We start from the raw sequence: 12,113 nt of genomic DNA, 5'->3' as shown, positions 1-12,113 counted from the left end.
CGTCCGGTCGAGGAGAGGACGAGCTCATGGCCGCGGAACCCGTCATCGTCGAAGCCGTACGCACCCCCATCGGCAAGCGTGGAGGCGCGCTCGCCAACCTCCATCCCGCCTACCTCCTGGGCGAGACCTACCGCGAACTCCTCGGACGCACCGGCATCCACGCCGACTGCGTCGAGCAGATCGTCGGAGGTACGGTCACCCACGCCGGCGAGCAGTCCATGAACCCGGCCCGCACGGCCTGGCTCACCATGGGCCTCCCCTACGAGACGGCAGCCACCACGGTCGACTGTCAGTGCGGCTCCTCGCAGCAGGCGAGCCACATGGTCGCCAACATGGTCGCGGCCGGCGTCATCGACATCGGGATCAGCTGCGGTGTCGAGGCCATGTCCCGCGTCCCGCTCGGCTCCGGGTCCAAGCACGGCCCCGGCAAGCCCTTCCCCGACGAGTGGAACGTCGACCTGCCCAACCAGTTCGAGGCCGCCGAGCGCATCGCCCGCCACCGCGGCCTCACCCGCGAACGCGTCGACTCCCTCGGCCTGCTCTCCCAGGAGCGCGCGGCGAACGCCTGGTCCGAGGAGCGCTTCAAGCGCGAGACCTTCGCCGTCCAGGTCCCCACCACCGAGGAGGAGCAGGCCGCCGGGCAGGGCATGTGGCGGCTCGTCGACCGCGACGAGGGTCTGCGCGACACCACCATGGAGGGCCTCGCCCGCCTCAAGCCCGTGATGCCGACCGCCGTCCACACCGCCGGGAACTCCTCCCAGATCTCCGACGGCGCCGCCGCGATCATGTGGGCCTCCAAGCGCATGGCCCGCGCCCTCAAGCTGAAGCCCCGCGCCCGGATCGTCGCCCAGGCCCTGGTCGGCGCCGACCCGCACTTCCACCTCGACGGACCGATCGACGCCACGCGCGCCGTCCTCGGCAAGGCCGGGATGTCGCTCCGGGACATCGACCTCGTCGAGATCAACGAGGCCTTCGCCTCGGTGGTGCTGAGCTGGGCGCAGGTCTTCGACCAGGACCTGGAGAAGGTGAACGTGAACGGCGGCGCGATCGCCCTCGGCCACCCCGTCGGGGCGACCGGGGCCCGGCTGATCACCACGGCGCTGCACGAGCTGGAGCGCACCGGCAAGGAGTTCGCGCTGATCACGATGTGCGCGGGCGGGGCGGTGGCGACGGGGACGATCATTCAGCGGCTGTAGGGACCAGCGGCGGCTGCGGGAAGCCGTGGCGGCCATGGCGGACGCCGGAGAACGCCGCAGGCCCCGCCCTCCCTGACGGGAGGCGGGGCCTTGCGGGTGGGCGCTTGTGCGGCGGTGACTCTTAGTACCAGCCGTTGGCCTGCCAGAACGCCCAAGCGGCGTTCGGGGAGCCGTAGCGCTCGTTCATGTAGTTGAGACCCCACTTGATCTGGGTGGCGGGGTTCGTCTTCCAGTCGGAACCGGCCGAGGACATCTTCGAGGCCGGGAGGGCCTGGACGAGGCCGTAGGCGCCGCTGGAGGAGTTGGTGGCCTTCGGGTTCCAGCCGGACTCGTGCGAGACGATCTTGCTGAAGGACGCGTACTGCGAAGCGGGGACGATCTGCCGGGCGACATCCTGCGGGCTGGCGGCCGAGGCCGAGCCCGTCGTGCCGAGCACCGCACCCGACGCACCCAGCAGCACGGCTGCGGAGGCGGCGAAGGTCTTCTTGCGGGCGGCGACACGAGTGGTGATCGAGCGGATCAAGGTTTCTGCCTAACTTCGGGAACAAGGGCTGCGTCAGGCGATTTCGGCAAGCCGGAACCAGAGCCCGGGGAACCCGGGAACTGGGGGAACCGGCCGTCCGAGGCGCTGCGGTGAGCACCGGCTGCCTGGCGACGTCCACCAGACAAGCAGGGCTGGAACGCCGACGCAACGACCCCCTGTACGAGGAAGGTTCGGACGTCGGAGGAAGGTCCCGGGGGGTGGGTGTGGGGTGTTTCCGCAGGTCATGCACCGCTGTGGGCGGTTTGGGTGGGTACCGCCCGACTACTATTCCGGCTCGTACGTGACGTAGGTCCTGTGGGGCGGCTCACCCGGGGAGGGCTTCTCAGGGCCCCCGAATGTGACCTGGGCCTCGAAGTTCGCCCGCCGCGTCGCCCGCCGCAACGCCTTCAGGAGCGTGCCGCCGATGGTGAGGGTGAGGACGACGGTGAGAACGGCCCGTCCCAGGTCCCAGCCGAGAGAGGTGGCGGTGACGTAGGCCAGGAAACGGACCAGGTTCTCGTCGAGCGGGGCGCCCGGCTGGAACGAGATCCCGCTGCTCAGGCCCTGGAGCAGCACCCAGCCCTGCAGATTCATGATCGTGCCGTACGCGAACGCCGCCACGAACCCGTACACCGAGAGCATCAGCAGCTCCCCCCGGCCCCGCAGCCCGCCCGGCCCCGGCAGCAGCCCGGCGCCCATCGTGAACCAGCCCATCGACAGCATCTGGAACGGCATCCAGGGCCCCACTCCGCCCGTGAGCAGGGCCGACGCGAACATCGTCACCGCGCCGAGGACGAAACCGAACCCCGGCCCGAGGACCCGGCCGCTCAGCACCATCAGGAAGAACATCGGCTCCAGACCGGCCGTCCCCGCGCCCAGCGGCCGCAGGGCCGCGCCGACGGCGGCCAGCACGCCCAGCATCGCCACCGCCTTCGCGTCCATCCCGCAGTCCGCGATCGTCGCCACGACCACCGCGACGAGGAGCGGCAGCAGCGCCGCGAACAGCCACGGCGCGTCCCCGGCGTGCGAGGTCACGGCGGAGCCGGCGTCCGCGAAGAGTGGCCAGCAGAAGGCGAAAAGACCGATGAGGGAGACGAGGACGAGGGCGGTGACGGAGCGTGGCCCAAGCCGGACCGCGCGTACCGGGCGGGTGCTCACAGCGCCGCCTCCACCTGCTCGACCGTGAGCCACGGCTGCGGCGCCAGGATCTTCGCCACCTGCGGAGAGAACGCGGGGGAGGAGACGACCACCTCGGCCGTCGGCCCGTCCGCCACCACCTCGCCGTCGGCGATGATCACCACCCGGTGCGCCAGCTCGGCCGCCAGCTCCACGTCGTGCGTCGCGAGCACGATCGCGTGCCCGTCGGCGGCCAGGGTGCGGAGATGGGCGACCAGCCTGGCCTTCGCCGCGTAGTCCAGGCCGCGGGTCGGCTCGTCCAGGAGGAGCAGGGGCGGGCGGCCGGTCAGGACGACGGCGAGCGCGAGTGCCAGCCGCTGCCCCTCCGACAGGTCCCGGGGGTGGGTGTCGTCCGCGACGCCCGGCAGCAGCTCGGACACCAGCGCCCGGCAGGTCCCGGGCTCGGCGCCCGCGTCCGCGTCGGCCGCCGCGCACTCGGCGGCGACCGTGTCCGCGTACAGCAGGTCGCGCGGCTCCTGCGGTACCAGGCCGACCTGGCGGATCAGCTCGCCGGGGCTCGTGGTGTGCGGGGCCCGGCCGGCGACGCGGACGGTGCCGGAGGTCGGGGCGATCATGCCGACGAGGGCGGAGAGGAGGGTGGACTTGCCGGCGCCGTTGCGGCCCATGAGGGCGAGCGTCTCGCCGGCCCGGACCTGGAGGTCGACGCGACGGAGCGCCTCGACGCGGCCGCGGCGGACGGCGAGGGCTTCGGTCAGGACGAGGGGGGTCGTGGTGGGGGTGGCGGGTGCGGATGGGGTACGGCGCTGCTTGAACAGGCCGAGTCCCCCACCCCGCCCCTTCCCGAAACCGGGGCTCCGTCCCGGACCCCGGTCCTCGGACGCCGGACGGGCTGGACATCCAACCGGCGCCGCGGGGACCCGGCCCTCCAGCCGGGCCTTCAGCTCCCCTGCCCGGCGTCGCGCGTCGCGCACCGTGAGCGGCAGCGGGTCCCATCCCGCCAGCCGCCCCAGCCCCACCACCGGCGGATGCACCGGCGACACGGCCATGATCTCGGCGGGGGCGCCCATCACCCCCTCCGGCAGCATCAGCACCTGGTCCGCGTACTGCACCACCCGCTCCAGGCGGTGCTCCGCGAGCAGCACCGTCGTGCCCAGGTCGTGCACCAGCCGCTGCAGCACCGCCAGGACGTCCTCCGCCGCCGACGGGTCCAGCGCCGACGTCGGCTCGTCCAGGACCAGGACCTTCGGGTGCGGGGTCAGGACCGAGCCGATCGCGACCCGCTGCCGCTGGCCCCCGGAGAGCGTCGCGATCGGGCGGTCGCGGAGTTCCGCGAGGCCGAGCAGGTCCAGGGTCTCCTCCACCCGGCGCCGCATGACGCCCGGCGCGAGGCCCAGGGACTCCATGCCGTACGCCAGCTCGTCCTCGACCGTGTCGGTGACGAAGTGCGCGGACGGATCCTGGCCGACCGTGCCCACCAGGTCCGCCAGCTCGCGCGGCGGATGCGTGCGGGTGTCGCGGCCGTCGACCGTGACCCGGCCGGTCAGGGTGCCGCCGGTGAAATGGGGGACGAGGCCGGAGACGGCGCCGAGGAGGGTCGACTTGCCGACGCCCGAAGGGCCGACGAGCAGGACCAGCTCGCCCTCGGGGACGGTCAGGTTCACGTCCCGCAGGGTCGGCTCGGCATCCTCCTCGTAGGTCACCGAGACGTTCTCGAAGCGGATCACGCCTTCTCCTTCGCAGCGGGGGCTGTTGCGGGTACGGGCGCCACGAACGCCGGCACCAGACCCACCAGGACCGACATCGCGGGCCAGAGCGGCAGCTCCGGCGCCTCCAGCGGGACGACCCCGGGGTGCAGCGCCTCCGGCGCGTACGTGTTCGCCCAGATCATCAGGACCGCCACCGCCACCCCGGAGCCCGCGACCACCCAGGCCCGCACGCCCCAGCGGTCCGGCCGGTACCGGGTGCGGACCGTCCGGCGGCCGCCGAGCCGCAGCCCCGCCATGGCCGCGAGCAGCCCGGCGCCGAGCAGCGGCAGCCCGTATCCGGCGCCCTCCGCCGCGAGGAGCCCGTACGAACCGGCGCAGATTCCGAGCAGTCCGCCCAGGGTCAGGACGTTCGTGGTGCGGCGCACCGAGACCGGGACCTGCGCCGTCCGGCCGTACCCGCGCGCGTCCATCGACGCCGCGACCGCGATCGACCGCTCCAGGGCGCCCTCCAGGACCGGCAGCCCGATCTGGAGCACCGCCCGCACCCCGCCCGTGGGGCGGCCGCGCAGGCGCCGGGCGGTACGCAGCCGCACCACGTCCGCGACCATGTTCGGCGCGAAGGTCATCGCCACGACGACGGCGACCCCGGCCTCGTACAGCGCGCCCGGCAGCGACTTGAGCAGCCGCGCCGGGTTGGCGAGCGAGTTCGCCGCGCCCACGCAGATCAGCAGGGTCGCCAGCTTCGCGCCGTCGTACAGCGCGAACACCAGCTGCTCGGCCGTCACCCGCCCCCCGATCCGTACCCCCTGCGCCCACTCGGGCAGCGGCACCTCGGGCAGCGTGAACAGCAGGTGCGTCCCCGGGATCGGGGAGCCGAGCAGCAGCGAGAAGACGACCCGCAGGAAGACGACGAACAGGCCGAGCTTCACGAACGCGCCGTACGAGCGCGCCCAGGGCGCGTCCGTGCGCCGGGCCGCCACGACATAGCCCGCGACCCCGACGAGGAGGCCGAGGAGGAGGGGGTTCGTCGTGCGGGAGGCGGCGACGGCCAGGCCGAGCGCCCACACCCACCAGGCTCCGGCGTGCAGCGCGTTGGACCGGCTCGCCTCCGGGGCGCGGAGGACGTGGATCACCTTCATACCGGGTTCACCGACGTGCGTACGGGGCTCGCCGACGTGCCCACCGGGTCCACCCACGTGCGTACCGGGCTCATCCGCGCGCCCTCCGGGCTCACCCGCGGGCGTACCGCGTCCAGCTGCGTGCGTACCGGGCTCATCCGCGCGCCCTCCGGGCTCACCCGCGTGCGTACCGCGTCCAGCTGCGTGGGTACCGGGCTCATCCGCGCGCCCCCCGGGCTCACCCGCGTGCGTACCGCGTCCACCTGCGTGCGTACCGGGCTCATCCGCGCCGGCGGGCCTTCCAGATCGCCGCCCCGCCCAGGGCCAGCACGGCCGCCCCGCCGGCGAGCACGCCGAAGGACGGGCTCCCGCCGTCCTCGCCGGCGGTCGCCGAGGCGCTCGGCGCGGCCGACGACGGCGTCTTCCCGGTCCCACCGGTCTCCCCGGTCCCACCGGTCTCCGCGACCGGCTCGCCGCAGCCCCGCGCCGGGTAGCCGGCGATCCCGCACAGCATGGCCGCGCCGTCGTACCGCAGCGGCTTCGCCACCTCGGCGAGCGCCTCCGCGCCCGTCGCGTCCTCACGGACCTGCGCACAGCCGACCTTCACCGGCTTCTCCGGCGGGGCCTCGCCGGGCGGCGCGTCCGCCGGGCCGCCGAAGTCGACGACGACCGCGACCCGCTTCGTGCCGTCCTTCTTCTCCACGCCCCCGCAGATCCCCGTGAAGTCGGGGGCGACGGACGGCCGGGAGGTGTCGTTCGTGCCGTTGCTGATGGCGAAGCGGAAGCCGATCGCGTCGCCGTCGGCGGGGCGTGCGGTCGCCGGACCCTGGGTGGCGTACGCCCAGGGCTTCCCGCCGTCGCTCTCCCAGAACGACCAGTAGCGGTAGCCGGCGGCCTGCGCCGGAGCCGCCGCGGCCACGACCGCGGTGAGCGTCAGGAGCGCCCCGGCCGCGGCTCCGGCGGTACGGGAGCCACGCCGTCGGGCACCGTTCCCTCGGGCACCGTTCCCTCGCGCGGCGGTCACTTCTTGCGGCCGCTCACGAGGAAGCCGATGCCGACGCCGACGACCATGCCGATGCCGATGATCCACCAGATGTCGAAGCCGAGGCCGCCCTCGTCGTCACTCGTGGAGGAGGCCGAGGTGTCCGGCGTCTTCGGCGCCGGGCCGGTGGCGTTGAGCTGCTCCACCAGGTCCGCCGTACCGAACTCGCGCGGGTCCGTCTCCGTCGCCCGCGCGGCCAGGATCAGCTGCGCGTACGCGGCCGGGCCGCCGCCCTTCGCCCAGGCGGCGGAGTTCTTCTCCAGCCACTCCACGGCGGGCTTCGCCTCCTTCGAGGCGCCGGCCGCGGCGAGCGCGACGACCGCGTCGGCGGTGTTGCCGACGTCGGGCTGCTCGGTCGTGTCGGTGGCGCCCGGCATCGGCGGCAGGGTCAGGTGGCCGGTCTTCGCGAGGGCCTTCGCCAGGTAGGAGGCGCCGTTGAGCGCGGCCCGCTCGACCGTCGGCTTCGACAGGTCGTTGCAGACCGGCGGCTGCTCGGGAGAGGCCTTGGTGGCGGTGACGTTCTTGCCGAGGCCCGCGAGGGTGGCCGCGGCGGTGGCGTCGGCGTTCGCGAGGAGCTTGCCGGCCTTGTCGGGCTGGTAGGCGAAGGCCCCCGCGCCCTCCTTGTCCGAGCAGGGCAGCGCGAAGGAGAGGAGCGCGTCGTAGGGCGTACGCCCCTCGGCGGAGGTGAACAGGGTGGGCCGCAGGCCCGTCGCGGCGAGCGCGCCGATGACGACCGAGGTGGAGTTGGCGTCACTGGCGCCGCCGGGGCTGTAGCCCCAGCCGCCGTCCTTGTTCTGCACGGTGCGCAGCCAGTCGGAGCCCGCCTTGACGGCCTTGTCGATCGTCTCGGGGGAGGCCGACTGCCCCCGGACCGCGCGGAGCCCCTGCACGGCGATCGCCGTGGCATTGGTGTCCCGCATGGTCTTCGCGTCGCAGGGCGTCGTGACGTCCGCGCGGTACGAGCTGAACGAACCGTCCGCGCACTGCTGGCCGAGCAGCCAGTCCACGGCCTTGTCGGAGGGCTGGAAGCCGGTGGAGCGCTGGGCGAGGAAGGCGAGCGACTGACGCCAGACACCGTCGTACGTCGGGTCGTTCTTGCCGTACAGACCGTCCGGGATCGTGACGGCGGAGGGCGTGGGGGAGGGCGCGGTGGTGGCCGCTCCCGCCACCCCGGCCGCTCCGGTGCCGAGCAGGACGGTGGCGGCTGCGAGCGCGGTGGCGCCGCGGCGGACGGTGTTCATGGGGCCCTCTCCTGCGGCCGGGCACCGGCACGCCTCAGGGGCACCAGGCTCCGGCTCCGTATTCCTCGACGGTGCCGGCGGTCACGTCCCGGACGGGGCATTCCGACTTACGACTCCTTGGGCAGGAGTTGTTCACGGTTGCGGGTCAGTGCCGGAGTTCCACCGGCTTCCCCCACGTACGGGCATGATGACGACCCGCCCACTCTACCGGCCCGTATGCCCGCGGCCCGGCGGGTGCGAGGCGCCTCACACCGGGCTTCGCGGGTACGGCCGGCGGGCCCGTGCCGCGGGCCTCGCGGGCGCGCCGCCCGGGGAGGGGCCGCTGTTGCCGGCGTCGCCCTCTACTGGATCGCGCTGGTCGGGGTGCTGACCCTGCACCTCCTCCGGTTCCTGTTCGTCCACAACGTCTACGACTACGGGGACGGCGATGGTCGGCACTACCTGTGGTGGGTGGCCATGCCGGTGATGATCCTCGGCGGAGGGCTCTCACCGGTCGTCCTGATCGCGGCGGTCGTCCGCCTCGTCAAGGCCTGACGCCTCACACGGCCACGTACTGGACGGGTTCCGTCCCCTGCACCGCCTCCGCGCGGCCGAGTTTCACCAGGCGGCGCAGGTGCGCCTCGGCCTCGCTGACGGCGATGTTGCGGGAGCCGTAGGGGATCTGGTCCCAGGGACGGTTCCACTCCATCCGCACGGCGAGCTGCCAGGGGGTGAGCGGGGTGGCGAGCAGGCCGATGAGCCCGGTGAGCCGTTCCTCGTGGTGGTCGAGGAGTTCACGGACCCGGCCGGGGGCGTCGGTGAAGGCGTGCTGGTGGGCGGGGAGGACCTCGGCGACGCCGAGGCGGCCGATGCGTTCGAGGGAGTCGAGGTAGTCGCCGAGGGGATCGGTGACGGTGGAGTCGTCGGGGTCCTCGTACAGCCCGATGTGCGGGGTGATCCCGGGCAGCAGATGGTCGCCGGAGAAGAGCCGGCCGTGGCCGGGCAGCCGGGAGGGGTGCTCCTCCTCCAGGTGGAGGCAGACGTGGCCGGGGGTGTGGCCGGGGGTCCAGATCGCGCGCAGCCGCCGTCCGGCGAGGTCGAGGAGCTCGCCGGGGACGATCTCCCGGTCGGGGAGGGCGGAACGCAGCCCGGGCAGGGTGCGCATCCGCCCGGAGGCGCGGGCGGCCCGCAGGGGGCCGAGGTGGTCCTCGGGGGCGCCGACGGCGGCGAGCTTGCGGGCGAGGTAGTCGAGCCAGGTACCCGGCTCGGCCTCGCGGGTGCGGCGCACGACGTCGGTGTCGGCGGCGTGCATGGCGATCCAGGCCCCGGACGCCTCGCGGACCTTGCCGGAGAGGCCGTGGTGGTCGGGGTGGTGATGGGTGATGACGACACCGTGGACGTCCGACACGTCGATGCCCAACGCGGCGAGCCCGCCGGTGAGTTCGGCCCACGAGGCCGGGTCGTCCCAGCCGGTGTCGACGAGGACGGGCCCGCGGTCGGTGTCGAGCACGTGGACCAGCGTGTGCCCGAGCGGATTGTCGGGGATGGGCACCCGGAGCGACCAGACGCCTCCGCCGTGCTCGGTCACCTGGGGCATGGGTCCCTGCATGGATCCCTCATCTCTCCACGGCGGTACGGAATCTCTCCACGGCGGTGCGGAGCGTGCTCGCCCATTGCCCACTATAACTAGAACTGGTATCAGTTCTGAGGCATCGTCAGGGAATTCATCTCCTCATGAAGGCGGCGGTCATGACCGAGCTTGTGGAGCACGGAAAGCTGTTCATCGGCGGGGAGTTGACCGACCCGCTCGGCGCGGACGTCATCGAGGTCGTCTCCCCGCACACCGAGGAGGTCATCGGACGCGTCCCGCACGCCTCCACCGCCGATGTCGACCGGGCCGTGGCGGCCGCCCGCCGGGCCTTCGACGAAGGGCCCTGGCCCCGGATGACGGTGGAGGAGCGGATCGCCGTCGTCAGCCGCATCAAGGACGCGATCGCCGTGCGCCACGAGGAGATCGCCCGCTCCATCAGCGCGCAGAACGGTTCCCCGTACTCCTGGTCCGTCCTCGCCCAGGCGCTCGGCGCGATGATGGTCTGGGACGCGGCGATCACCGTCGCGCGCGACTTCACGTACGAGGAGCGGCGCGGCGGCATACTCGGCCCGCTGCTCGTCCGGCGCGAGCCGGTGGGTGTGGTCGCGGCCGTCGTCCCGTGGAACGTGCCGCAGTTCACCGCCGCCGCCAAGCTGGGGCCCGCGCTGCTCGCCGGTTGCACGGTGGTCCTCAAGCCCTCGCCGGAGTCGCCGCTCGACTCGTACATCCTCGCCGACATCGCCACCGAGGCCGGGCTGCCCGAGGGCGTGCTCAGCATCCTGCCCGCCGACCGCGAGGTCAGCGAGTACCTCGTCGGCCACCCCGGCGTCGACAAGGTCTCCTTCACGGGTTCGGTCGCCGCGGGCAAGCGGGTCATGGAGGTCGCCGCCCGAAACCTCACCCGCGTCACCCTCGAACTCGGCGGGAAGTCGGCCGCCGTGATCCTGCCCGACGCCGACCTCGCGACCGCTGTCGCCGGGATCGTCCCGGCCGCCTGGATGAACAACGGCCAGGCGTGCGTCGCCCAGACCCGGATCCTCGTCCCCCGCTCCCGTTACGAGGAGATCGCCGAGGCCTTCGCCGCCGCGGCCGGCGCGCTCGTCGTCGGCGACCCGCTCGATCCGGCCACTCAGGTCGGGCCGCTGGTCGCCCAGCGGCAGCAGCAGCGTTCCCTCGACTACATCCGCATCGGCCAGGAGGAGGGAGCCAAGGTCCTCTCCGGCGGCGGCCGTCCGGCCGGGCTCGACCGCGGCTGGTACGTCGAGCCGACGCTCTTCGGCGGTGTCGACAACTCCATGCGGATCGCCCGTGAGGAGATCTTCGGGCCGGTCATCTGCCTGCTGCCGTACGGGGACGAGGCCGAGGCCCTGCGCCTCGCGAACGACTCCGACTTCGGGCTCAGCGGCAGCGTCTGGACCGGGGACGTGGAGCACGGCATCGACTTCGCCCGCGGTGTGCGCACCGGCACCTTCAACGTCAACACCTTCAGCCTCGACATGCTCGGCCCCTTCGGCGGCTACAAGAACTCCGGTCTGGGGAGGGAGTTCGGGCCCGAGGGCTTCGGCGAGTACCTGGAGCACAAGATGATCCACCTGCCGGCCGGTTACGAGGGCGGCGCGTGATGGGAGACCGCTGGCACGTCGAGGTCGACCGGAGCGTCTGCATCGGCTCCGGCATGTGTGTGAACCACGCCCCGGACGGCTTCCGCCTCGACACCGCCCGGCAGTCCCACGCGCGCGAGCCGGAGTCGGACGCGGGCGAGAAACTGCTCGCGGCGGCCGAGGGGTGCCCGGTGGAGGCCATCATGATCACTCTCGCGGACGGCGGGGAGCCGGTCTTCCCGCCGGAGGAATAGCCGGACCGGTACCGGCCGCCTGCGCCGCCGGAATCGCCGTGACCTGCGCGTACCGCGTGTGTGACACTCCCTCGTCACACGTACGTACGGGCAGGGAGCGGGGCAGGCATGCGGGGTCGGGGCAGACGGTGGGCGACGGTCGCGGGAGCGACGGCGGCGGTGGTCCTCGGGGCGGGGTGCGGGCCCGGCACGGGCACCGGGGGAGGGGCCTCCGCCGCCTTCGGCCGGCAGACGGCACACGCCGAGATCGTCGCCGCCGTGAGGAAGGGAGGGCTGCCGAGGTCCGACCTGCCGGGAATCGGCGGGCCGACCCCCTCGGGCTCGACGCCGCTTCCCACGCCGTCCACGGACCGGCAGCGGTTGGAGGAGCGCGCCTACGCCTGTACCGCCGCGTGGCAGTACCTCGGCCCGCCCGTCGACGGATCGCGGGGCGCCTTCGAGAAGGCGGTCACCGCCCTCGTCGCCGAGGGCTGGGTCCAGGGCGAGCGCCAGGTGGAGAAGATCGGCGTGAAGGGCGGCACCATGCTCCAGTTCACGCTCAGGAAGCGCGGCTGGGTGATGTACGCCCGGCACGCCGGGGTGTCGCAGTCGCTGAGCATGGAGATGATCTCCCTGAACGCGACGGAGACCGTGTGCATGGACCGGTTCACCGAGCAGGAGAAGAAGGCGCTGTTCGGGGAGGACGCCGAACGGGGCTGACGAAAGGCGTGGTTGCGCACGCCGCC

At 73.3% G+C, this 12,113-nt stretch carries 13 protein-coding genes and 1 riboswitch; of the genes, 5 read left to right on the top strand and 8 right to left on the bottom strand.

Annotated elements, in window-relative coordinates; all coding sequences use genetic code 11:
• Positions 1-26: 26 nt before the first annotated feature.
• The gene (locus tag ACIP8Z_RS13545) at positions 27-1,196 is read left to right on the top strand and encodes a steroid 3-ketoacyl-CoA thiolase (RefSeq protein WP_402082598.1); all 1,170 of its coding nucleotides are present in this window, start codon (positions 27-29) and stop codon (positions 1,194-1,196) included.
• Positions 1,197-1,317: 121 nt separating this feature from the next.
• Here ACIP8Z_RS13545 and ACIP8Z_RS13540 read toward each other — a convergent pair whose 3' ends face one another.
• The 7 genes from ACIP8Z_RS13540 to ACIP8Z_RS13510 all read right to left on the bottom strand — a co-directional run bounded on the left by ACIP8Z_RS13540 (position 1,318) and on the right by ACIP8Z_RS13510 (position 7,963).
• On the bottom strand, positions 1,318-1,719 hold the full coding sequence (locus tag ACIP8Z_RS13540) for a transglycosylase SLT domain-containing protein (protein ID WP_319309082.1): 402 nt from the start codon (positions 1,717-1,719) through the stop codon (positions 1,318-1,320).
• A gap of 285 nt (positions 1,720-2,004) precedes the next feature.
• On the bottom strand, positions 2,005-2,877 hold the full coding sequence (locus ACIP8Z_RS13535; protein WP_402082595.1) for an ECF transporter S component: 873 nt from the start codon (positions 2,875-2,877) through the stop codon (positions 2,005-2,007).
• Entirely contained in the window at positions 2,874-4,580 is a 1,707-nt protein-coding gene (locus ACIP8Z_RS13530; protein ID WP_402082593.1) for an ABC transporter ATP-binding protein, read from the bottom strand. Before ACIP8Z_RS13530 ends, ACIP8Z_RS13535 begins: the two co-directional genes overlap by 4 nt.
• Positions 4,577-5,701: an energy-coupling factor transporter transmembrane component T gene (locus tag ACIP8Z_RS13525; protein WP_402082591.1), complete on the bottom strand. Its 1,125-nt coding sequence runs from the start codon at positions 5,699-5,701 to the stop codon at positions 4,577-4,579. Before ACIP8Z_RS13525 ends, ACIP8Z_RS13530 begins: the two co-directional genes overlap by 4 nt.
• Positions 5,698-5,901, bottom strand: coding sequence for a hypothetical protein (locus ACIP8Z_RS13520; protein ID WP_402082588.1), 204 nt, complete (start codon positions 5,899-5,901; stop codon positions 5,698-5,700). The genes ACIP8Z_RS13525 and ACIP8Z_RS13520 overlap by 4 nt, the downstream gene beginning before the upstream one ends.
• A 59-nt stretch (positions 5,902-5,960) precedes the next feature.
• Positions 5,961-6,599 carry an SCO2322 family protein gene (locus ACIP8Z_RS13515; RefSeq protein ID WP_402082586.1) on the bottom strand — a complete coding sequence of 213 codons (639 nt, stop codon included), beginning with the start codon at positions 6,597-6,599 and terminating at the stop codon, positions 5,961-5,963.
• A gap of 101 nt (positions 6,600-6,700) precedes the next feature.
• Complete coding sequence (locus tag ACIP8Z_RS13510; protein WP_402082584.1) at positions 6,701-7,963, bottom strand: prenyltransferase/squalene oxidase repeat-containing protein; 1,263 nt, start codon at positions 7,961-7,963, stop codon at positions 6,701-6,703.
• Between the two features lie 76 nt (positions 7,964-8,039).
• Positions 8,040-8,178: riboswitch (cobalamin riboswitch) on the bottom strand.
• A gap of 148 nt (positions 8,179-8,326) precedes the next feature.
• Here ACIP8Z_RS13510 and ACIP8Z_RS13505 point away from each other — a divergent pair.
• Positions 8,327-8,497 carry a hypothetical protein gene (locus ACIP8Z_RS13505; protein WP_402082582.1) on the top strand — a complete coding sequence of 57 codons (171 nt, stop codon included), beginning with the start codon at positions 8,327-8,329 and terminating at the stop codon, positions 8,495-8,497.
• Between the two features lie 4 nt (positions 8,498-8,501).
• Here ACIP8Z_RS13505 and ACIP8Z_RS13500 read toward each other — a convergent pair whose 3' ends face one another.
• The gene (locus ACIP8Z_RS13500) at positions 8,502-9,539 is read right to left on the bottom strand and encodes an MBL fold metallo-hydrolase (RefSeq protein ID WP_402083810.1); all 1,038 of its coding nucleotides are present in this window, start codon (positions 9,537-9,539) and stop codon (positions 8,502-8,504) included.
• A gap of 152 nt (positions 9,540-9,691) precedes the next feature.
• Between ACIP8Z_RS13500 and ACIP8Z_RS13495 the strand changes: the two genes are divergently transcribed.
• The 3 genes from ACIP8Z_RS13495 to ACIP8Z_RS13485 all read left to right on the top strand — a co-directional run bounded on the left by ACIP8Z_RS13495 (position 9,692) and on the right by ACIP8Z_RS13485 (position 12,087).
• On the top strand, positions 9,692-11,155 hold the full coding sequence (locus ACIP8Z_RS13495; protein ID WP_402082580.1) for an aldehyde dehydrogenase: 1,464 nt from the start codon (positions 9,692-9,694) through the stop codon (positions 11,153-11,155).
• On the top strand, positions 11,155-11,388 hold the full coding sequence (locus ACIP8Z_RS13490; protein WP_030321717.1) for a ferredoxin: 234 nt from the start codon (positions 11,155-11,157) through the stop codon (positions 11,386-11,388). The genes ACIP8Z_RS13495 and ACIP8Z_RS13490 overlap by 1 nt, the downstream gene beginning before the upstream one ends.
• Positions 11,389-11,496: 108 nt before the next feature.
• Positions 11,497-12,087, top strand: coding sequence for a hypothetical protein (locus ACIP8Z_RS13485; protein WP_402082578.1), 591 nt, complete (start codon positions 11,497-11,499; stop codon positions 12,085-12,087).
• Positions 12,088-12,113: the final 26 nt, after the last annotated feature.

The sequence above is a fragment of the Streptomyces sp. NPDC088553 genome, from assembly GCF_044752965.1.
In the GTDB taxonomy this organism is placed as follows: Bacteria; Actinomycetota; Actinomycetes; order Streptomycetales; family Streptomycetaceae; genus Streptomyces.
This window is presented reverse-complemented; position numbering and strand designations above follow the sequence as displayed.

What these genes read in the sequence shown, in the direction of transcription:
- ACIP8Z_RS13495 (WP_402082580.1), top strand. Translation starts at nt 9,692, where the DNA reads ATGACCGAGCTTGTGGAGCACGGAAAGCTGTTCATCGGCGGGGAGTTG.
- ACIP8Z_RS13545 (WP_402082598.1), top strand. Translation starts at nt 27, where the DNA reads ATGGCCGCGGAACCCGTCATCGTCGAAGCCGTACGCACCCCCATCGGC.
- ACIP8Z_RS13525 (WP_402082591.1), bottom strand. Translation starts at nt 5,701, where the DNA reads ATGAAGGTGATCCACGTCCTCCGCGCCCCGGAGGCGAGCCGGTCCAAC.
- ACIP8Z_RS13520 (WP_402082588.1), bottom strand. Translation starts at nt 5,901, where the DNA reads ATGAGCCCGGTACCCACGCAGCTGGACGCGGTACGCACGCGGGTGAGC.
- ACIP8Z_RS13500 (WP_402083810.1), bottom strand. Translation starts at nt 9,539, where the DNA reads ATGCCCCAGGTGACCGAGCACGGCGGAGGCGTCTGGTCGCTCCGGGTG.
- ACIP8Z_RS13490 (WP_030321717.1), top strand. Translation starts at nt 11,155, where the DNA reads ATGGGAGACCGCTGGCACGTCGAGGTCGACCGGAGCGTCTGCATCGGC.
- ACIP8Z_RS13510 (WP_402082584.1), bottom strand. Translation starts at nt 7,963, where the DNA reads ATGAACACCGTCCGCCGCGGCGCCACCGCGCTCGCAGCCGCCACCGTC.
- ACIP8Z_RS13485 (WP_402082578.1), top strand. Translation starts at nt 11,497, where the DNA reads ATGCGGGGTCGGGGCAGACGGTGGGCGACGGTCGCGGGAGCGACGGCG.